Origin of the sequence: Pseudoduganella lurida (assembly GCF_007830455.1) — a bacterium.
Classification (GTDB): domain Bacteria; phylum Pseudomonadota; class Gammaproteobacteria; order Burkholderiales; family Burkholderiaceae_D; genus Rugamonas; species Rugamonas lurida.
Genome location: NZ_VLLB01000001.1, coordinates 649824 through 670822, shown reverse-complemented (window position 1 = coordinate 670822; position 20999 = coordinate 649824). Strand labels below are relative to the sequence as shown.

11 protein-coding genes are annotated in these 20999 nt (G+C 67.5%); 8 read left to right on the top strand and 3 right to left on the bottom strand.

From position 1 onward, the window contains the following. Nucleotides 1-83 precede the first annotated feature (83 nt). From IP91_RS02930 to IP91_RS02900, 7 genes are all read left to right on the top strand, one after another. Nucleotides 84-284, top strand: a complete 201-nt coding sequence (locus IP91_RS02930) for a hypothetical protein (RefSeq protein WP_145647268.1) — start codon at nt 84-86, stop codon at nt 282-284. Nucleotides 285-572: 288 nt separating this feature from the next. Next, nucleotides 573-2210: a sensor domain-containing diguanylate cyclase gene (locus IP91_RS02925; protein WP_158643066.1), complete on the top strand. Its 1638-nt coding sequence runs from the start codon at nt 573-575 to the stop codon at nt 2208-2210. Between the two features lie 79 nt (nt 2211-2289). Next, nucleotides 2290-4626, top strand: coding sequence for a glycoside hydrolase family 2 TIM barrel-domain containing protein (locus tag IP91_RS02920; RefSeq protein ID WP_145647266.1), 2337 nt, complete (start codon nt 2290-2292; stop codon nt 4624-4626). Between the two features lie 273 nt (nt 4627-4899). Continuing rightward, a complete protein-coding gene (locus tag IP91_RS02915) occupies nt 4900-5910 on the top strand; it encodes a zinc-binding alcohol dehydrogenase family protein (protein ID WP_145647265.1) in 1011 nt (336 codons plus the stop codon). Between the two features lie 155 nt (nt 5911-6065). Further along, a complete protein-coding gene (locus IP91_RS02910) occupies nt 6066-6890 on the top strand; it encodes an amidohydrolase family protein (RefSeq protein ID WP_145647264.1) in 825 nt (274 codons plus the stop codon). Between the two features lie 10 nt (nt 6891-6900). Further along, the gene (locus tag IP91_RS02905) at nt 6901-9390 is read left to right on the top strand and encodes a glycoside hydrolase family 95 protein (protein ID WP_145647263.1); all 2490 of its coding nucleotides are present in this window, start codon (nt 6901-6903) and stop codon (nt 9388-9390) included. A gap of 884 nt (nt 9391-10274) precedes the next feature. After that, nucleotides 10275-14066 (top strand): TonB-dependent receptor, encoded by a 3792-nt coding sequence (locus tag IP91_RS02900; RefSeq protein WP_145647262.1) that lies wholly within the window; start codon nt 10275-10277, stop codon nt 14064-14066. Between the two features lie 333 nt (nt 14067-14399). Here the strand turns inward: IP91_RS02900 and IP91_RS02895 are convergent, their stop codons facing one another. The 3 genes from IP91_RS02895 to IP91_RS02885 all read right to left on the bottom strand — a co-directional run bounded on the left by IP91_RS02895 (nt 14400) and on the right by IP91_RS02885 (nt 19502). After that, complete coding sequence (locus tag IP91_RS02895) at nt 14400-15083, bottom strand: PEP-CTERM sorting domain-containing protein (protein ID WP_145647261.1); 684 nt, start codon at nt 15081-15083, stop codon at nt 14400-14402. 77 nt (nt 15084-15160) lie between these two features. Then, nucleotides 15161-18904: an SdrD B-like domain-containing protein gene (locus tag IP91_RS02890; protein ID WP_145647260.1), complete on the bottom strand. Its 3744-nt coding sequence runs from the start codon at nt 18902-18904 to the stop codon at nt 15161-15163. Nucleotides 18905-19238: 334 nt separating this feature from the next. Beyond that, nucleotides 19239-19502, bottom strand: coding sequence for a hypothetical protein (locus IP91_RS02885; RefSeq protein WP_145647259.1), 264 nt, complete (start codon nt 19500-19502; stop codon nt 19239-19241). Nucleotides 19503-19722: 220 nt separating this feature from the next. Here IP91_RS02885 and IP91_RS02880 point away from each other — a divergent pair, with 220 nt between their 5' ends. Continuing rightward, nucleotides 19723-20931: a cation:proton antiporter gene (locus tag IP91_RS02880; protein ID WP_145647258.1), complete on the top strand. Its 1209-nt coding sequence runs from the start codon at nt 19723-19725 to the stop codon at nt 20929-20931. Nucleotides 20932-20999: the final 68 nt, after the last annotated feature.

Sequence of the window (20999 nt, the reverse complement as noted above, 5' to 3'; positions counted from 1 at the left end):
AACCTCATGTAAGTTCTTAAGTATGCGCGCCAAGTTTGCGGCCTGCGCTATCATCATGTCGTCATGAAGGCGCCGGAGACATCATGGAACGACACAGCGAACATCGCGCAGACGGACGCACGGCCGCGGAAGTGGAGCAGGGCGTGCAGCTTTCCTTCGACGAGGGCGTTACCTCCGCCCTCGAATACATGCTGACCCATGGCGTGCCGCGGCCGATCGCGATGCGCGTGCTCAGTTCGCCGGAATGCATCCGGCGGCGCGAACGGCTCCTCGCCGCCAGCTAGCGGCTGGTACTCCGCCGAACCGGGCCTTCACGGGCGAGCCACTGCTGTGGCAAGGGGGCGACACAGGTCCACCCCGCACGCCGGTCGCGGGGGTATTTACTACCGGCAACGTCCGTTATGGTAAAATCGCGTCGCGCCCTTCCGGCGCAGCGCACGGCCCAGCCAATGCCGTCATGTCGTCGCCCCGGCGACGGAATCACTGATCGGATTGACGATGGCCCGCTTCTGCCTTTTCCCTGGTATGTCCTGCCGCCGCCTGCGTGCGCGCGCCCTGTCGCGGGTGCGCCCATGAAGCGCCTGCTCCTTCCCCGCACCCTGCGGTTCCGCATGACGCTCGTCGTCAGCCTGCTCGTGCTGCTGGCCACGCTGCTGGTGTCGGCCCTGTCCCTCGGCTTCGTCGGCTGGCGCATGAAGGAAGTCGTCGGCAAGGAGCAGCTCGCGCTGCTGAGCAGTGCCGCCGCCGGCCTGGACCAGGATTTCGGCATGCGCCAGGCGCTGCTGCGCACGATCGCCGAAGGCCTGGCCGACCGCGCCACGCTCACCGCGGCCGACCTGCAGGCCGACCTGGAGAAGCACCCGACCTTGCGCGAAGAATTCTTCAACGTGATCGTGTTCGACACGGCCGGCACCGTGGTGGCCAACCTGGGTGACCGCCGCGCGCTGGGCAGCCGCATCGCCGCCAGCCGCGCCTATTTTGCCGAAACGCTGCGCGCCCGCGAAGGCGTGATCTCGGCGCCCCTGCGCAGCACGCTGTCGGGCAAGCCGATCGTCCTCATCACGCAGCCCGTGTTCGACGGGGCCGGCAAGGTGCGTTACGTGCTGGGCGCTGCCGTCAACCTGGCCAATGGCCGGCTGCTGGGCCACTTCGAGGCGGCCCGCCCGGGCAACACGGGCTACCTGTTCCTGGTGGACGGCACCGGCACGATCCTGATCCATCCGAACCGCGACCGCATCCTCAAGCGCATGGCCGAAGAAGAAGGCGGCGTGACACCCACGATGCGGGCCGCGCTGGCCGGCTTCGAAGGCTGGACCGAAGGCGTCACGAAAAGCGGCGAGGAAGCGCTGATGGCATATCGCCGCGTCCACCGCACCAACTGGATCATCGGCGCCGTCTATCCGGTCGACGAGGCGTTCGCGCCCGTCATCGAGGCCGAGCGGGCGTCCTGGCTGGCGGCCGGCCTGGTGGCGCTGCTGGCCGGCGGCTGCGGGCTGTGGGCCACGCGCCGCCTGCTCCATCCACTGATGCAGCTGCGCGGCGCCGTGGGCCGCATCACGGCCGGCACCGCCGATATCGCCGTGCTCGATTCGGCCCGGCCGGACGAGGTGGGGGAGCTGAGCCGCGCGTTCTACCGCCTGTCCGAGCAGCGCCGCGCCGCCGAGCAGCAGCTGGCGCTGCTGACACGCACCGATGTCCTCACCGGCATCAACAACCGCCGCATGTTCGAAAGCGAACTGCCGGCCGCGCTGGCCCGCGCCGCCCGCGCCGACACGGGCATCGTGCTGGCCTGCATCGACGTGGACCACTTCAAGGCGATCAACGATACGCACGGCCACCCGGTGGGCGACCGCGTGCTGGTCGAATTCGCGCAGCGCCTGCGCGCCGGCGTGCGCGTCGTCGATATCGTGGCGCGGCTGGCCGGCGACGAATTCGTCGTCATCTTCGAATGCGTGCGCACCGAAGAGCAGGTGGCGGTCCTGGCGGCAAAGCTGCAGGCCGCGTTCCGCCAGCCGTTCGACTGCGGCGGCCGGCTGCTGGCGGTATCGGCTAGCGTGGGATTCGCGCATGCCGTGCGCCCGGCCGATTCCGAGGCCATGCTCAAGGCGGCCGATGCCGCGCTGTACCAGGCCAAGGAAGCGGGCCGCAATACCTGGGCGCTGGTGCGCGTGGGCGACGAGGCGGTGCAGCCGCGCAGCGCGGCCGGCTAGACCCGGCATCGAAGGGTGGGCGCACGGTGGCGGATCGCATACAATTGCCGTTTTCGTCACGGTTTCCGACCCTTACTCCATGATCCTTTCGCGCTTCCTGAACGCCGCGCCGCGCCACGCCGCACGCGCGTCGTTTGCCCTGCTGCTCGCCGCCGCCACCGGCCAGGCCCTTGCCGCCACCGTGCCCCTCAACGATGCCTGGCAGTTCTACCGCGACGAAGCGCGGGGTGCCACGACCGTCGACCAGGTGCCGGCCAATGGCTGGACGCGCGTCGACCTGCCGCATGCCGCGCGCATCGAACCGCTGATGCCGACCGCCGCCTGGCAGGGCACGGTGTACTACAAGAAGATGCTGAACGTGGCCCTCAAGCCGGGCGAGCGCGCCATCGTGCGCTTCGAAGGCGTGATGAACGTGGCCGACGTGTGGCTGAACGGGAAGCACCTGGGCCAGCACCTGGGCGGCTACCTGCCGTTCGCCTACGACGTGACGGACCTGCTGAAGGCGGGCGGCCTGAACGAACTGGTGGTGCGCGCGAATAACGAGGACAACCCGGTCACGGGCCCGAAACCGCTGAAGGACCTGGACTACATCCAGCACGGCGGCATGTACCGCGGCGTGGCGCTGGTCACCAAGCCGGCCGTGCACATCACCGACGAGATGGTGTCGTCGACGGTGGGTGGCGGCGGCGTGTTCGTCACTTATCCGGCCGTGAGCAAGTCGGCCGCGGTGGTGCAGGTGAAGGCCGAGGTGAGCAACACGTCGGGCGAAGAGCGCACCGTCACCGTGAAGAACACGCTGACGTGGCAGGGCAGGCAGGTGGCGACAGCGAGCCAGCAGGTGCGCCTGGCCGCCGGCGAGAAACGCCATGTGACGATGCCGCTGCAGCTGGCGAAGCCGAACCTGTGGTCGCCGCAGGCGCCGAACCTGTACCAGCTCAGCACCGCCGTGACCGGCGATGCGGGCGAGGATGTCGTCACCAACCGCATCGGCGTGCGCCGCATCGCGTTCGACAAGGGCCGCCTGCTGGTCAACGGCACGCCGCTGATGCTGCGCGGCGTGAACCGCCACCAGGAGTTCCCGTACGTGGGCTACGCCGTGCCGGACAACGCCCAGTACCGCGATGCGCTGCTGATCAAGCAGTACGGCTTCGATTACGTGCGCCTGTCGCACTACCCGCAGTCGCCGGCCTTCATGGCCGCGGCCGACGAACTGGGCCTGGTCGTGCTGCCCGGCGTGCCCGGCTGGCAGTACTTCAATCCCGATCCCGCCTTCAGCGCCCAGGTGCAGCGCACCTGCGCCGACATGATCCGCCGCGACCGCAACCACCCGAGCGTGATCGCCTGGGAATGCTCGCTGAACGAAACGGAGATGCCGGCCGCACTGATCGACACGCTGCACCGGACCGTGCATGCCGAATACCCGGGCGACCAGGCCTTCTCGGCCGGCTGGGTGCCGCAGACCTACGACATCTACCTGCAGGCGCGCCAGCACCGCATCGGCAGCGAGCACAGGACGCCGGACAAGCCGCTGATCGTCTCCGAATACGGCGACTGGGAATACTATGCGATGAACGCGGGCTTCAACCAGACCGCGTGGGGCGACCTGAAGCCGGCGGACCGCTCCAGCCGCCAGCTGCTGGGCGCCGGGGAAAAGCACCTGCTGCAGCAGGCGAAGAACGTGGCCGAAGCGCATGACGACAACTTCAATACCCATGCCTTCGCCGATGGCTACTGGGTGATGTTCGACTACACGCGCGGCTATGCGCCGGACCTGGAATCGTCGGGCGCGATGAGCATCGACCGGCTGCCGAAGTTCGCCGCCGAATTCTTCCGCTCGCAGCGCGATGCCGGCGAGCGTTCCGTGAAGTGGGGCGGCGGCCCGATGGTGTTCATCGCCAGCTGGTGGACGCCGGAGTCGTCGCCGCTGGTGCGCGTGTACACCAATGCCGAGGAAGTCGAGCTGCGCCTGAATGGCAAGGTGGTCGCGCGCCAGAAAGCCAAGCCGTCGAAGACCCATCCGAAGCTGGCGCATCCGCCGGTCGAATTCGACACGGGCGGCTTCGCACCGGGCGAGCTGGTGGCCGTGGCCTATACCGGCAAGCGCGTCGTCGCCGAACACCGCGTGCGCACGCCGGCCGCCCCGGCGCAGCTGGCGCTGTCGGTCGATGACCGCGGCGTGCAGCCCGTCGCCGGCGACCTCGTGTTCGTGCGCGCCCGCATCGTCGACACCAACGGGACCACCGTGCCGGAGACGGGCCGCAAGGTCACCTTCGCGCCCGTGGCCGGCTACGAGATCCTGGGCGACAGCACCGTCGCCACGGAAGCGGGCATCGCCAGCGTGGTCGCCCGCGTGAAGCCGGGCACCGGTACCGGCAGCATGAATGCCGAAGCCGGCACCCTGCGCGGCAAGCTGTAACGCCGCCACTACTGCCGAGCTCGTGTCACCTTCTGGGGTCAGGCGTAGTGACACGCACTCAGCAGTAGTGCCCCCCGCCCGGGCGTGGCGCTCTACAAAAAGCGTTACAGAAGAGCTCGTGTCACTACGCCTGACACCATGGTGTGACACGGGCTCGGCCGTAAGAATGAATGTCACGTTGAAATAGTCACCCCGGTGACTATTTTTTCGGCCTTCAAATGTCTTGAATATATGGAGTACACTGGCGCGACCTGATCGGCATGGAAGGGAACCATGAAAGCTGTCGTGTGCGAAGCGCCGGGCGCGTTGCGGCTGGTGGAGCGGCCGGTGCCGGTGGCGGGGCCGGGGGAGGTGCTGCTGCGCGTGCGCCGGATCGGCCTGTGCGGGACGGACATGCATATCTTCCGCGGCACGCAGCCGTTCCTGGCCTATCCGCGCGTGATGGGGCATGAGCTGTCCGGCGAGATCGTGACGGCGCCGGCGGGCAGTGCCCTGCGGCCGGGCGACCCGGTCTACGTGATGCCCTACCTGTCCTGCGGTGCGTGCGTGGCCTGCCGCAGGGGCCGCACCAACTGCTGCACGCGGGTCGAGGTGCTGGGCGTGCACCGCGATGGCGGGATGGCCGAGTACCTGGCGCTGCCGGCGCAGTTCGTGTTCGGCACCGAGGGCATTGCGCTGGACGACGCGGCGATGCTGGAATTCCTGGCCATCGGCGCGCATGCCGTACGGCGTGCCACGATGGAACGGGGACAAAACGTGCTGGTGGTGGGCGCCGGTCCGATCGGCATCGCGGTGGCGCTGTTCGCGCAGCTGGGGGGCGGCGTGGTCACGGTGCTCGATGGCCGGGAGGACCGCCTGGCATTCTGCCGCGCGGCGCTCGGCATCGGCCGCACCGTCACGGCCGGCGAGGGGGACAGGGCGGCGCTGGCGGCGCTGACGAACGGCGAATTCTTCGATGCCGTGTTCGACGCCACCGGCAACGTGCATGCCATGGAGCGCGGCCTGGACTTCGTCGCCCATGCCGGCACCTACGTGCTCGTGTCCATCGTGCGCGACCGCATCTCGTTCGCGGACCCGGAATTCCACAAGCGCGAGACGACATTGCTGGCCAGCCGCAACGCCACGGCGGAAGACTTCCGCACCGTGCTGGCGGCAATGAAGGCGGGCCAGGTGCCGGCAGGCCTGATGAACACGCACCGCACCACGCTGGCCGGCTTCGTCGATGTGCTGCCGGACTGGATGGACCCGGCGGCCGGCGTCATCAAGGCCATCGTCGAGGCATGACGGCCCGTCGCTGGCGGCAAGCGGGCAGGTAGAATGCACGCATCCCGGCCATTGCCATCCCGGCCGCTCCTGGCACCCGCCATGCCCCGCTGCGGTGCCGGCCTGCTGCTGCGGTCCCTCGCGCATGGCGGCGCCTCACCCACAGGAGCCCCGTGATGCGCATCGACGCCCACCAGCACTTCTGGCAGCTCGCGGCCCGCCAGGGCGCCTGGCCGCCGCCGGCACTGGCGGCGATCCACCGCGACTTCGTCCCGGCCGACCTGGCGCCGCTGCTGGCCGCGCACGGCATCGACGCGACGGTGCTGGTGCAGTCGCTGCCGGCCGAAGACGACACACTATCCCTGCTGGACCTGGCGGACCGGCATGCCTTCATCGCCGCCGTCGTTGGCTGGACCGACCTGAAGGCCGCCGATGCGCCCGGCCGGATTGCCGCGCTGGCACGCCACCGGACGCTGCGCGGCCTGCGCCCGATGCTGCAGGACCTGCCGGACGACTGGATCGCCGACCCGGCGCTCGACGCCGCGGTCGATGCGATGCTGCGCCACCGCCTGTCGTTCGACGCGCTGGTGGTGTCGCGTCAGCTGCCCGCGCTGCTGGCGTTCGCGCAGCGCCATCCCCGGCTGCCGATCGTGATCGACCACGCCGCCAAGCCTCCCATCGCGACGGGCGACCTGGCGGCATGGCGCACCGATATCGGCCGGCTTGCCGCGCTGCCGGGCGTGTGCTGCAAGCTGTCCGGCCTTCTCACCGAAGCGGGGCCGCGCTGGCAGGCCGCCGATCTGCAGCCCGTCCTGGACCATCTGCTGGACAGGTTTGGCGCGGCACGCCTGCTGTGGGGCAGCGACTGGCCCGTGCTGGATCTCGCCGCCGACTACGGCGCCTGGCTGCAGGCCTGCGAACGGCTGCTCGCACACCTGCCGCAAGCCGACCGCCAAGCCATCTTCGGCCTGAACGCCCGCCGCTTCTACCGCATCGACTGACGAGCCTCCGATGACCTTCCTGCAGATCCTCTTCCTCGCACTGACCCTGGCAACGCTGCGCGCCACCGCTGCGCCAACCCCGGACAACGGGGCACTGACGCTCCATTACGACAAGCCGGCCGACGCCTGGACCGAAGCCCTCCCGGTCGGCAACGGCCGGCTGGGCGCGATGGTGTTCGGCCGTCCCGGCGACGAGCTGCTGCAGCTGAACGAGGCCACCCTGTGGAGCGGCGGGCCGGTCGGGCGGGAGCTCAATCCGGGTGCGTTCGACGCGCTCGGCAAGGCCCGCGCGGCGCTGGCGCGGGGCGACTACCAGGCCGGCACCGACTGGGTGCGCAAGATGCAGGGCCCGTACACGGAAAGCTACCAGCCGCTCGGCGACCTGCTGATCCACCAGGACCTGGCCGGTGCCGTGCGGGACTATCGCCGCAGCCTGGACATCCGCGACGGCATCGCCAGCACCAGCTACACGGTGAACGGCGTGCGCTACACGCGCGAAGTGTTTGCCTCCGCGCCGGGCCAGGTGATCGTCGTGCGCCTGTCCGCCGACCGCCCGCGCCAGCTGAACCTGGACCTGGAGACGCGCACGCAGATGCGCGCGACCAGCCGCGTGGACGGTGGCGCCATCGTGGTGGCGGGCAGGGCGCCCGCACACGTCGATCCCAGCTACGTGAAGACGCACGCGGAGCCGGTGATCTGGGACGATCCGGCCGGCTGCCGCGGCATGCGCTTCGAACTGGCCGTCCGGCCGGTCGTGCGGGACGGGAAGGTCACCGCCAGCGGCAGCCGCATCGGCATCCGCGATGCGTCCGAAGTGGTGCTGCTGGTGTCCGCGGCAACCAGCTTCGCGGGCTTCGACCGCTGCCCGGCCAGCGCCGGTCGCGACCAGCACGCGCTGGCCCAGGGGCACCTGCGGCGCGCGCAGGGACAAGGGTACACGGCCCTGCGCGCCGCCCACGTGGCCGACTTCCGCGCGCTGTTCGACCGCGTGGCGCTGACCCTCAATCGTGGCGAGGCGGACCGCAGCGCGCTGCCGACCGACCGTCGGCTGGCCGAGTTCACCGCCGGGCAGCCGGATGCCGCCCTGGAGGCGCTGTACGTGCAGTTCGGCCGCTACCTGCTGATCTCGTCGTCGCGCACGCGCGGCGCGCCCGCCAACCTGCAGGGCATCTGGAACCAGCTGGTGCGCCCGCCCTGGAGCAGCAACTACACCACCAACATCAACCTGCAGATGAACTACTGGCCGGTGGAAAGCGCCAACCTGAGCGAGCTGCAGGCACCGCTGGACGACCTGCTGCGCGCGCTGGCCGTCACGGGGCGCGACACGGCCGCCACCTATTACCACGCGCCGGGCTGGGCGGCGCACCACAACGCCGATATCTGGGCCAGCAGCAACCCGGTGGGCGATTTCGGCGACGGCGATCCGAAATGGGCCAACTGGGCGATGGGCAGCGCCTGGCTCAGCCGCCACATCTGGGAGCATTACCAGTACACCGGCGACCTGGCCTACCTGCGCGACGCGTACCCGGTGCTGCGCGATGCGGCGCGCTTCACGCTGGCCTGGCTGGTGCCCGATGCGCAGGGTCGGCTCGTCACGTCGCCCTCCACGTCGCCGGAAAATGATTTTTACTATACGGATGCGGCCGGCGTGCAACGCCAGGCGGCCGTCACCGTGGGCTCGACGATGGACCTGGGCATCGCCCGCGACCTGTTCGAGAACGTGGCGGCGGCCAGCACGGTGCTGGGCGTGGATGCCGGCCTGCGGAACGAGATGGCGGCGGCCACGGCGCGCCTGCTGCCGTTCCAGGTGGGGGGCAAAGGCCAGCTGCAGGAGTGGTACCGGGATGTCGAGGAAGTCGATCCGCACCACCGCCACGTGTCGCAGCTGTACGCGCTGCATCCCGCGCGCATCATCTCGCCGTTGACGACGCCGGCGCTGGCGGCAGCGGCGCGCCGCACGCTGGAACTGCGCGGCGACGACGGCACCGGCTGGAGCCTGGCGTGGAAGGTGAACTTCTGGGCGCGCCTGCTCGATGGCAATCACGCCTACACGCTGTTCCGCAATTTGCTGCGGCTCACCCGCCCCGGCGACAAGCACGGCGGCGCCTACGCCAACCTGTTCGATGCCCATCCGCCGTTCCAGATCGACGGCAATTTCGCCGGCACGGCCGGCGTCATCGAGATGCTGCTGCAAAGCCAGAACGGCGAGCTGCACCTGCTGCCGGCGCTGCCCGATGCGTGGCGGGCCGGCAGCGTGAAGGGCATCGTCGGCCGCGGCAACTTCGTGGTCGACGTCGACTGGGATGCTGGGCGGTTGCAGGCCGCGCGCATCACGGCGCGGCGGGGCGGGCGCTGTGTGCTGCGCACGGCGGCGCCGGTGACCGTGCAGGGCGTCGCGGCGCGGAGCATGCCGGGCACGCTGGGCTATACGCTGGCGTTCGACACGGAGCCGGGGCAGCACTACGAGGTTATTCCGGCGCCGCCGGCGGGCTTGCACTAGCGACGAGCAATCTGCAAGCGTCGGCTGCGTACAACGGCGCGTGGCTGGTTCCGATCATCGGCGTGACTGTTTTCCCGGCGCCCGCAAGCAGCCCGGGTGCGTGGCGATGGCGCGCGGACGCGTGGCGCGACAATGACGCGACAAAGACGCCGGTGAAATCGTTTCCACCCACCCGATCGTGCGGATGACGTCCGTATGACAGCGCGCGTTCATGGCTGGCATAGCGAATTGGTTATCGCAGCGGCGGAAAAAGTGATTGGGCGGGGCGCCGGGTGACCCGTACGATGGCCTTTGTCCGTGTACATCGTACCGCGGCCCAGTGGCGGCGAACCGTGTTGCCAGCGCCAGCGGTGGTTCGCTCATCGCGGTGAGCATTTGCCCGGATGTATCATCGGGGCAACTGCCGGCCCGGATTTGTGTCTTACAATCCGGACAGATAACGTAACTATAAGATATTAAATAACGATGCGGCACCGGCCCTGCCAGAGCTGCCGCACACTTCGGAGATGAAATGACCACAGCGAGCGCACTCTTCCGCCCGGCAGCCTTCCACACGCGGCGCGCCCTCCCTCTCATGCCCGGCCCCAGGCGACAGCCGCACTGACTGGCCCGGCACTGCCGGTGGCTGAGCGCACCGGCAGTGCCTGCATTACCTGACTGAACGAACGTAGCCCACGCCTGCAGCACGGCAGTGGCGCGGCTTGTCACGTCTGGCACATTGCCAGGCTGGCCGCGGCCACCCCGGGCCCCGTCCCGCGGGCGCATTGCAGCGACGCCGGGGCATTAATGTATTAGCGCACAGGGTGGCAAAGGCTTCGGCTGCCAGTTCGTCTGCCGCGGTCCACGGCATCCCGTGCAGCACACAAGACAAACCAGGAGGAGACATGAAGCATCATTCGAACGAAATTCCGCTGCGGCGCATGACGCGCGCCGTCACGATGGCGCTGGCATCGCTAGTCGCCAGCGGCCATGCCTACGCGCAAAACACGGCGGCCAGCGGCACCGCGCCGGACGTGGAAGGCCCGACGACGACCGTGCAGATCGTGGGTGCGCGCCAGTCGCAGCAGAGCGCCATCGCCAGGAAGCGCAACGCCGACACGGCGCAGGATTCCATCATCGCGGAAGACGTGGGCGCCTTCCCCGACCGTAACGTGGCCGATGCCATCTCCCGCGTGGCGGGCGTGGCGCTCGACCGGGGCGACTACGGCGAGGGCGTGAGCGTATCGATCCGTGGCAATGGCCCGGAACTCACGCGCGTGGAGCTGGACGGGCAGGGCGTGCAGCAGGCCGGCGGGACCGACATGCTGGGCGGGATCTCCGCCGGCCAGGATGCCGCGGGCGGCCGCGGCGTGGAAATGCGCCAGCTGTCCTCGGACCTGATCAAGAGCGTGGACATCGTCAAGGGCTCGACGGCGGACATGACGGAAGGCTCGCTGGGCGGCGGCGTGCGGATCACCACGCGCAACGGCCTCGACTTCAAGAAGGATTACCTGTCGGTGCGGGTTTCCGGCACGGAGAACTCGATCAACAAGAAGGTCAATCCCGACCTGAACCTGGTGGGCGTGAAGAAGTTCATGGACGACAAGCTGGGCGTGCTCGTCAACCTGTCGAAAAGCAAGCGCGACCTGGAGTCGCACAAGATCCAGCAGGGCGGCACCAGCAACCAGGTGGGCGCGATCCGCCCGCTCGACTTCGACAACTCGCCGGAAAAGACCTTCAGCTTCCAGCCTTCGACCGTCAAGCTGGACGACCCGCTGGCCACCACGCCGCTGCAGGTCTCGAACCTGGCCGCCGGCGGCACGTTCAACAGCGCCACGCCGCAGCAGATCGTGGACCGGTCGGCCGCGGCACAGTCGAAGGCCGACTGCTACAGCGCCTTCCCGCTGTTCACGGTCGCGCAGGAGAACGCCTTTGCCACCGGCACCAACCGCACCAACGCCATCAACGCGCGCCAGAACGAACTGGCCAGCTGCCTGGGCCAGTGGAACGACTGGATCAACAGCAATGGCCGCTACAACGTGTCGCGCTACAAGGCCGACCGCAACAGCGGCGACATCCGCTTCGACTACAAGGTCAGCGACAATCTGACCGTCTACTTCAAGCACAGCCGCAGCAGCGACACGGTCAAGGAGACCAGCAGCGACCTGACGTTCGGCGGCTTCACCGCCAATCCGGGTGCCGTCAACGGCCCTAACGGCTTCGCCGGGGCGGGCATGATCGAAACCGCGATTCCCGTCAACGCTGCGCTGCCGAACAGTGGCCGCGCGCCGAACGGCGCGTCGTACGTGCGCTCGGTCGCGCCGGGCTCGGGCTACTTCTATTATCCCGACCTGTCCTATCGCAGCGGCACGCCCGTCAACGGCACGGTCGCCAACGTCGATCCCGCCTCGGTGGTGACGGACGCGAACCACCACGTGACCCAGTACTCGCTGGCCGATGGCAGCTACGGCATCGACAACACCACGCGCTACATGGAAACGAAGTCGCGCTACTCGCAGGCCGGCGCGAACTACAAGAACCGCTGGGTGCGCGCCGAGCTGCTGCTGGGCGATTCCAGCTCGACCTTCTCGCGCTACGAAAAACGCGCCAGCTTCAGCGCGTACACGGGCCCGACCGACGTGGCCGTCCTGCCGAACGGCATCTGGAACTACACGCCGCGCAGCCTGGTCGATATCTCGAATCCGGACAACTTCTTCCGGCTACGCCCCCAGGGTGCGCTGCAGGCCGTGCCGGCCACGGCGCTCGTGCCGGCCAGCCCGGCCTACACGGCGGGCCAGACGCCGAACATCGACCCGACGCGCACGCTGTCGCTGCAGAACGCCCGCATCAACGAGTCGTTCGAGCGCACGATGAAGCTGGACCTGGCCTTCAACACGGGCGACTTCACCAACGGCTACCTCCCGCAGATCAAGACGGGCTACAACCGCCGCAAGAGCGGCTACGACGCCTGGGGCACCGGCGGCTACACGGCACAGAACGAAGTGGGCGAGTTCGGCAAGCCCGGCTACGTGCCCGGCGTCTATATCCCTGGGAGCAACCTGCGCACCACCTACCAGGTCTGCGAGGACACGCCCGGTTCGCTGGCCGCGGGCGGCAAGCCCTGCGTGTACGGCTACACGCCGAGCCCGAATCCGACCGCCTCGCTGCAGGGCACGATCCAGATCAGGCCGGACCAGTTCCGCGACATCTTCAAGCAGTCGCTGACCGTGCCGCCGACCGGCCAGTTCTACGGCGGCGACAAGGACCGTCCGGCCGGCCTGACGGACGGCTGGACCGAGATCGACATCGATAAGCTGTATTCGCTGCTGGGCGTGCCGAACTACAACCTGAACTGCATCAAGAGCTGCACGGGCAGCGACGGCAAGACCTACGCGCAGCCGAAGAACGCCATCGCCGAAACGGTCGATGCCGGCTACCTGATGGCCGACTTCGCGCTCGACCACGTGCCGTTCTCGGAACGTGCGCTGCCGTTCGGCGTGGAGTTCGACGGCAACGTGGGCGTGCGGGCCGTGAAGACGAAGGTGTTCGGCACGGGCCAGCTGCAGTTCACGTCGATCACGAAGAACGTCAACTTCAATCCGCTCGACCCGAACAATGCGGCCGGTATCAACACGCGCATCTATCGCCGCGATGTCACGCTCAATGCCCAGAGCACGGATTACCTGCCGTCCGTCAACCTGAACATGTGGCTCCTCGACCGCAAGGTGGTGGCGCGCTACAACTGGGGCAAGACGGTGGCGCGTCCCGCCGCCGGCCGCCTCGTGCCGACCGGTTCCTGCACCTACGACCAGCGCTTCGAAGACGTGGTCGATTCGTCGGATGAACCGCAGGCCCAGCGCTGCAGCGGCACCATCGGCAATCCCGAGCTGAAGCCGCTGACCAACCACAACCAGAACCTGTCGCTCGAGTGGTATCCGAACAAGGACAACATGCTGTCGTTCTCGTACTACAAGCAGGAAGGCAAGATCGGCGCGCCCACGCTGATCGAGGGCATCAGCGGCGCCAACCTGTTCGCCGGCTCCGGCGAGGTGGACACGGCCTCCGGCAAATCCCTGGCGGACCTGGCATTCAACTACAACCGCTGGACCAACCAGCTGCCGAGCAACCGCACGGGCATCGAGGTGGGCGGCAAGACCGCCTTCACGTTCCTGCCCTGGTACCTGCGCTACACGGGCCTGGACGCGAACTACACGCGCAACAAGTCCAACCTCACGGGCACGGCGGTGCGCGACCTGCTCACCGGCGACATCATGCCGGTGGCCGGCGAGCCGCACCATTCGTGGAATGCCTCGCTGTGGTATGACGACGGCGTGCTGACCGCGCGCGTGGCCGTGCAGGTCGTGGCGGACAAGTTCAACTGCATCTCCGGCTGCAACCTGTCGACGGGCATCAACAACTATCCGGCCCAGGGCCTGACGGTGGTGCGGGCGCCGGGCTATGCGCCGGGCGCGCCGAGCTTCCGTCTCTCCACGCGCTATGTCGATGCCAAGCTGGGCTACAAGATCAACAAGAACATCGAGGTGTTCGTGGAAGGTCGCAACCTGGGCAAGACCCATACGGGCAACACGACGGGCGGCTATGCCAACTTCGCCGACGGGACCCCGAACGTGTACACCGACAACTACACCGGCGCCACCTACATGGCCGGCGTGAACTTCCGCTTCGGCGGCGAGTAAGCGCGCCGGCGTACCGCCTCCACCATCCGGCCCGCCAACGGGCCGGGTGTTTGCCGAAGGTGATCCGTCACCTTCGGCTTTTTGCCGTTTACGGGGGCCAGAGAGGACAGCGCAATACCGCAGCCGAATACTGCAGCCCAATACCGCAGTCGAATACTGCAGCGCAATACTGCAGCCAGATACCATAGCCCGTTGTCGCCGCCCGCTACCGCAGCCCATTGGCGCAGCCAGGTAGCGCAGCCGGTCCGATACCACCACCCAAAAAAAATCCCGCGCGGCGCAAGCCGGCGAGATTTTTTCTTCAGCACAGGCAAGCCGGCGAGCCGGCCCGTATCACGCCTGCTTGCGGCGGCGTGCGAACAGGCCCATGGCGGCCAGGCCCACGCCCATCATGGCGTACGTGGTCGGTTCCGGCACGGCCGAAATCAGGTTGGCCGTCACGACCGTCTGCGAGCCGGCGGCAGCGTACGACGTGAAGTCGTACTTCGACACGAAGGCCGTGTTGGCCTGGGCGGCGAGCAGCATGCTGGTCGTGTTGTTGACGATGGTGCTGTTCGCCACGCTGGTGTTGGTGGTGCCGTTGGTCAGCACCTGCAGGTCGCCCGATGCCAGGTTGCCGTTGTCGTTGTACAGCTCCCACAGGGCCAGCTGGAAGCTCAGCGCGGTCGACTTGCCGGCCGCATCGGCCGTCAGCGTGTCGGCGTAGTACAGCGAGTACAGGCGCTGGACGCTGGTGTTGCTGTCGAAGCCGGTGAACGCGGCATTGGCCGTGTACGTCGTGGTCTTGGTATTCATGCCCGTCATCGGCTCGATGCAGAAGGCCAGCCAGTCGGTGCCGTTGTCGTTGATGTTCCAGACCGGCACGTTCACGACCGGCGCCGTCTTCGTGAAGTTCTTCACGGCAGCCAGGCCCTGCGAGTACTTCGACGTGACGGTGACGGAAGCGTGGGCGCCGGCAACGGCGAGGAGGGCGGCGGAAGCGATGGCGCAGCGGGCGAACAGGGAAGAGATTTTCATCGTGAACTTTCTATTTTGGTTGGTCGTGCCGCCGGCGCCTGCCGGCGGCGTTCTGGCGTTTTAGGTGTAACGGTGAATCAGGCTGCTGCCGCGCTGGCCTGGCCGATCAGCGTGGCCATGCTCTGCGCATCGATGCCCGCGGCGGCCGCATCGGCGGCTGCCACGTTGAAGTACACGTCCGTCATGTCGACCGTCTGGCCGCCGACCACGGCGCTGCTGCGCTCCAGGTGCAGGTTGCCGTTCGCATCCAGGAACGGCAGTTCCTCGTAGGCCACCGTCAGCGACGTCACGCCCGCCTGCGCCAGCGAGACCAGCTCGCCCGCATCGGTGATGCCGTTGCTGTTGGCGTCCTGCCACAGCGTCAGCTTGGCGAAGTTCGTGTCGGCCGCGGTCACGAAGCCGTCGCCGTTGCTGTCGAAGTCGGCCAGCTTGGCGAAGCCGCTGCCTTTCGTGGCGCCGCCGAACAGTTCCGTGATGTCGTCGATCCTGCCGTTGCCGTTCAGGTCGATGGCCAGGAAGGCGTCGTCCGCCGCCAGCCAGCCGGACTTGACCGCCGAGCCGGTGCCCAGCAGGTCGAAGCTGCCGCCGAAGTCGGCGCGCGCGATCGTGTGGATGCCGTCGCCGTTCAGGTCGATCGCGATCGGCGTGATGGCCGCGTCGCGCGTCATGTCGCTCTGGCCGGAGGTCACGGTGAACACATCCGTCTTCGTCACGCCGACCTTGCTGACGCCGTCGCCATTCACGTCGCTGTCGATGCTGTCGTTGCTGCCGGTGTTCTTGACGCCCCACTTCCAGTCGTTCATCGAGTAGGTGTAGCCCGCGCTGTCCTTGAACACGACGTTGGTCTTGTCGAACTGCAGGTAGTAGCTGCCCGGATCCAGGTTCTTGAACAGGTAGTTGCCGTTCGCGTCGGTGGTGGTCGAGGAAACCAGCGTGCCGCTGCTGGTGTACAGCGCGACCTTGACCTTGCCGATGCCTTCCTCGCCCTTGTCCTGGATGCCGTTGTGGTTCGCATCGCGCCACACCTTGTCGCCGATGCTGGCGGTGCGGTACAGGCCCGCGTCGATGGTGGTGTTCTGCTCGTTGGCCGCCAGCTTGAAGGTGCCGCTGCTGACCACGCCGTTGACCAGCTTGAAGTCCGAATCGAGGCTGTCGTTGCCGACATTGGCCTTGGTGACGTTGTAGCCGTCCGGACGCGCCACTTCGATGCTGTAGGTGCCGGCCGCCAGCTTGCCGAACTGGTAGCTGCCATCCGCCGCGGTGACGGTCGTGCCCTGCAGCTTGTGGTTGGCGTCGTACAGTTTCACGGTCACGCCGCACAGGCCTTTTTCGCCCGCATCCTGGATGCCGTTGGCATTGCTGTCTTCCCAGACGAAGTTGCCCACGCTGGCACCCTGCACCAGGCCGGCATCCATCGTCAGGTTGCTGCCGCCGGCCGCCACGGTGACCGTGCCCAGCTTGCCGCTCGCGTCGGCATTGCTGTCGGTGGCCGTGCTGCCCGCGTTCTGCTTCGTGATGGCGTAGCCGTCCGGCGTCTTGATGCTGACGCTGTAGGTGCCGGCCGTGACCGCGAACTTGTAGTTGCCGGCCTTGTCGGTCGTGGTGGTGGCGACGATGGCGCCCTTGGTGTCCGTCAGGGTGACGGCCACGTTGGCCACGCCCGTCTCGCCGCTGTCCTGGATGCCGTTGGCATTGCTGTCGAGCCAGACCCGATCGCCGATGACCGCCGCTTCCGTCACGCCGGCGTCGATAGTGTTGTTGACTTCGCCGGAAGCAAGCGTCACCTTGTGCGACAGGCCGTTCGCATCGATGTCGGAATCAATCGCGTCGTTCGTGCCGGCGTTCTGCTTGGTGATGATGTAGCCGGACGGCAGGGCGGACTTGTCGAACTGTACGCTGTAGGTGCCCGGCTTCAGGCCGGCAAACGAATACTCGCCGGCCGCGTTCGTCGTGGTGCTGGTCACGGCCTTGCCGTTCGTGTCCAGCAGCGTCACTTTCACGCCCTTGATGCCGCTCTCGTTGCTGTCCTGGATGCCGTCGCCATCGCAGTCGAACCACACGCGGTTGCCCAGCGTGGCGGTCTTGTACAGGCCGGCGTCGGCCGGGTCGATCGTCTTGCCGGCGGTGACGGTGAACTGGGCGGAGTTGCCGCTGGCATTCACGTCGCTGTCGATCGCATCGTTGGTACCGACATTGCTGCCGGTGAAGGTGTAGCCGGCCGGCGCATCGACGTGCACGGTATAGGTACCGGCCGCCTGCGAGAAGCTGTAGTTGCCGCTGGCATCCGTCTTCGTCACGCCCACTTCCTTGCCGGTGCTGTCGAGCAGGTGCACGACGGCGTTGGCGATGCCTTTCTCGCCGCCGTCCTGCAGGCCGTTGCCGTCGGCATCGTGCCACACGGTGCTGGCGATCGTGCCGTTCGGCGTGACCGCGCCGGCCTGCAGCGCGGCGTGCTGGCCGGACGCGAGCGTGACCTGGGCGGTGGCGCCGCTGGCATCGGCATCCGATTCGCTGCCGGCCGCGCCGGTGACGAACTGGGCGCCGGCCGGCAGCGTGGCCGGGTCGAATTTCAGGCTGTACGTGCCCGGCTTCAGGTCGCCGAACTGGTAGTTGCCGGAAGCATCCGTGACGGCGCTGGCGACGACCTTGCCGGCAGCGTCGAGCAGCGACACCTTGACATTGCCGATGCCCGCTTCGCCGGCGTCCAGCTTGCCGTCCCTGTCGGTATCGCTCCACACCTTGGCCGAAATGTCGGCGGCGCGGAACAGGCCCGCATCGGCGGAATCGTGCACGTCGCCCTTGACGACGGTGATCGCATCGCTCACGCCGGCGGCGTTGAAGTCGCTGTCCTTCGCGGCATCGCTGCCGGCACCCTTGGTGGTGACGAGGTAGCCGGCCGGCGCCGTGACGGCGACGACATAGGTACCGCTGCCGATGTCGAAGCCGTAGTGGCCCGCCGCGTCGGTGGTGGTGGTGGCCACCGCGTTGCCGGCCGTGTCGCGCAGCGTCACGGTGACGCCGGCGATGCCCGCTTCGCCACTGTCCTGGATGCCGTTGGCGTTGCCGTCTTCCCAGACGGTGTCGCCGATGTGGGCTGGCGTGGAACCGCCCGTGCCGGGCGTACCCGGATCGACCGGCACCGGCACTGGGACGGTGAACTTCAGGTAGTTCACGGCTTCGCTCGTGTCCTTGGCGCCCGGGCCCACCGTGCCGCCGTCGTCGCGCACATGGAAGCCCATCTCGACCGTGCCGCCGGAATCCTTGGCAGGCTGGAACGTGAGGTTGCCGGCGCGGATGTCGTCGATCGAGATCTCCGTGCCCGCGGCGACCGGCTCGCCGTTCAGCAGGATCTGGCCGGCCTTCGGCAGCGAGGTGATGATCATCGAATTGAAGTGGTCGCCTTCGACCGGATCGCGGAAGCCGAAGGCATCCTCGCCCAGCACGACCGGCGTGCGGTCCGTCAGGTTGTACGCATGGTCGGCACCGAACGGCGCGTCGTTGACCGGATCCACCACCACCTGCAGGGTCAGCGTGATGAGGTCGCCATTGCCGTCGGCCACGAGGAACTGGTACGTGGTGAACTGGCCGTTGTAGTTTTCCTGCCAGGCGCCGGGCGTGACGGTCAGCTTGCCGCCGTCCAGGCCCAGCAGGGGCGTGTTGTCCTCGACAAACGTGCCGTCCGGCATTTCGGTGAGGAACGACGCCACGTCGATCGACTGGGAGGGCGTGTAGCCGGCCGCGACGATGATGTCGCGCAGCGTGAAGGTGGCGGTGGTGTCTTCGAAGACGTGGATGGTGCTGTCGAGGGTGATATCGCTCATGTGTACTCCGGGCCTCGCGGCCGGTCTCAAGGTTCAGTTTGGCGTTACGGGAATGCCCTGGACACGGTACGGGGATAGGGTACGAGTCTCGTGGGGGAAACAGGTCATGCTTGTTTGATACAACAGTTGCCAAGGTTATAGCAAAACTTGTCGTTTGACCATAACTTTCTAATCGGAACAGGTAATTTATTTAACTTACGTTGTCGAGTTTCAACGTATTGAAGGCGCAGGTGCTTGCCGCCCTTGCCGGTTCAGTGCCAGCTGACAGGGCGGGCGGCAAGGGGGAGGGCGAAAGGGACGGGCGCGGCGCGGCCACGGAGGGTGCCGCGGCGCGTCAGGACTCGGCAGTGCCCGTCGTGACAGGGGCAGCGGGCACGGGCGAGGCTGCCGGTAAAGAGGGAAAGGGATGCGGGAGCGGGGAAGCAGGGGATGGCTGGGGCAGGGGAGAAGTGCCGGCTGCCGCCGGTGCGGGCGGGTCCGCCTGCAGGCCCTCGCGGCGCAGGTAGTCCAGCGCATCCTCGATGCCCAGCATCTGCTCGAACACTTTTGCCACTTCCAGCTTCTGCCGGTCCAGTTCGTCGTTGCGGCCTTTGGGCACGACGCCTCCTCACATAATTTCCGTACGGCAATTATATCTGGCGTGGACAGGACGAACCCTCTCCAATTGTCACAGACACGTACAAAATCCGGCGGCACCTGGAAGCGTTTCCAGCGGCGCCTTGAAAACGTTGCACCGCCTGGCGCCCGCCAGTAAGATTGCGTCGAAGTTTAATGACAACAAAAAAGTAACGACGACCAGAACACTACAAGGGGATGTCATGTCGAACTCGGAAATCTATCTGCTGGCAATGCTGCTGATCTTCAGCGTGCCGTATCTGGTGTGGCGCCTGCTGCGCACCGATTATTTTGCGCCGCTGGTGATCGTGCAGATCATCATGGGCATCGTGATGGGGCCCAGCCTCCTGGGTGCCGTTTTCCCGGCCTATCACCAGTTCGTCTTCAACCCGGCCGTCGTGCAGTCGATCAACGGCGTGGGCATGTGGGGCGTGATGCTGTTCGTGATGCTGGCCGGCCTGGAGCTGGATCTGAAGAAGGTCTGGCAGTACCGCAAGGAGAGTGCCACGACGGCCGGCCTGTCGCTGGGCGTGCCGCTGCTGTTCGGCTGCGGCGCCGGCCTGCTGCTGCTGGGTTATGGCGGCTGGATCGGCCCGAAGGCGCGCGACTGGCAGTTCACGCTCGGTGTCGGCATGGCCTGCGCCGTGACGGCCCTGCCGGTGCTCGTCATGCTGATGGAGAAGCTGCAGATCCTGCGCCAGCCGATGGGGCAGCGCCTGCTGCGCTACGCCAGCCTGGACGACGTGGCGATCTGGGGCGTGCTGGCGCTGATCCTGCTGGACTGGGAACGCGTGGGCCGCCAGGCCGGCTTCCTGCTGGCGTTCGGCGTGGCGACGTTCCTGCTGCGCCGCGCGATGGTGCGGCTGCCGGCAGGCGACCGCTGGTACGTGGCGCTGATCTGGCTGATCGCCTGCGGCCTGGGTGCCGACTGGGCCGGCCTGCACTTCATGGTCGGCGCGTTCCTGGCCGGCGTGGTGATGGATGCCGACTGGTTTGAGCAGAAGCTGCTGGACATGCTGTTCAAAAACGTGCTGCTGGTGCTGATGCCCGTCTACTTCATCAGCACGGGCCTGCGCACCCGATGGAATATGGGCGGCACCGCCGTGTTCTTCGTCACCGGTCTGCTGCTGTTCGCCTCGGTCGGCGGCAAGCTGATCGGTGCGCAGATCGCCGGCCGGCTGCTCAAGTGGCAGGCCGGCGAGGCGTCCACCATCGGCTGGCTGCTGCAGACGAAGGGCCTGGTCGAGATCGTGTTTGCCAATATCCTGCTGGACAAGGGCATCATCACCGGCGAGACGTTCACCGCGCTGATGCTGATGGCCGCCACCAGCACGATGCTGACGGTGCCGATCGTCCATCCGCGCCTGCATCGCGCCGCGCAAACCGGGCTGGTGCAGCAGGCCGGTTCCTAGCTGTCCGCGCCACAAGGGATGCGCAGCCATTGCCATCCATGACACCGGACTGGACGCCAGGCGTTTTC

Bases quoted from the DNA above. Each gene is read 5' to 3' on its own strand.
- IP91_RS02925 (WP_158643066.1), top strand. From the start codon at position 573: ATGAAGCGCCTGCTCCTTCCCCGCACCCTGCGGTTCCGCATGACGCTC.
- IP91_RS02930 (WP_145647268.1), top strand. From the start codon at position 84: ATGGAACGACACAGCGAACATCGCGCAGACGGACGCACGGCCGCGGAA.
- IP91_RS02910 (WP_145647264.1), top strand. From the start codon at position 6,066: ATGCGCATCGACGCCCACCAGCACTTCTGGCAGCTCGCGGCCCGCCAG.
- IP91_RS02905 (WP_145647263.1), top strand. From the start codon at position 6,901: ATGACCTTCCTGCAGATCCTCTTCCTCGCACTGACCCTGGCAACGCTG.
- IP91_RS02890 (WP_145647260.1), bottom strand. From the start codon at position 18,904: ATGAGCGATATCACCCTCGACAGCACCATCCACGTCTTCGAAGACACC.
- IP91_RS02900 (WP_145647262.1), top strand. From the start codon at position 10,275: ATGAAGCATCATTCGAACGAAATTCCGCTGCGGCGCATGACGCGCGCC.
- IP91_RS02895 (WP_145647261.1), bottom strand. From the start codon at position 15,083: ATGAAAATCTCTTCCCTGTTCGCCCGCTGCGCCATCGCTTCCGCCGCC.
- IP91_RS02915 (WP_145647265.1), top strand. From the start codon at position 4,900: ATGAAAGCTGTCGTGTGCGAAGCGCCGGGCGCGTTGCGGCTGGTGGAG.
- IP91_RS02880 (WP_145647258.1), top strand. From the start codon at position 19,723: ATGTCGAACTCGGAAATCTATCTGCTGGCAATGCTGCTGATCTTCAGC.
- IP91_RS02920 (WP_145647266.1), top strand. From the start codon at position 2,290: ATGATCCTTTCGCGCTTCCTGAACGCCGCGCCGCGCCACGCCGCACGC.